Below are 223 nucleotides of genomic sequence, written 5' to 3' on the forward strand. Positions count from 1 at the left end.
GAAAAGGCAAGCTCGCGGATCGCTTCCGGATCCACGTCCACGTCCGGGCGGGGAACCGCCCCTGCCCGGGGAATCTTCACATTCGAGAAGTCGGGACTCCCGCCCGGGCGACCGGCCGGTTCGGGTACATGAAGGCTGAGGGGCTTGGGTTCAGACATGACCTTCCGCAATTCCTGAAGGCTCATGCTACCATGCCCCATGCGCAATCGAGAAGAGCGCCGGC

At 64.1% G+C, this 223-nt stretch carries 1 pseudogene; it reads right to left on the reverse strand.

Going from position 1 to position 223, the window contains the following annotated elements:
• Positions 1 to 158: pseudogene (locus E4K09_RS18975) on the reverse strand (3-methyl-2-oxobutanoate dehydrogenase (2-methylpropanoyl-transferring) subunit alpha); the annotation flags it as partial.
• Positions 159 to 223: the final 65 nt, after the last annotated feature.

Source organism: Microvirga pakistanensis, from assembly GCF_004458765.1.
GTDB lineage: Bacteria > Pseudomonadota > Alphaproteobacteria > Rhizobiales > Beijerinckiaceae > Microvirga > Microvirga pakistanensis.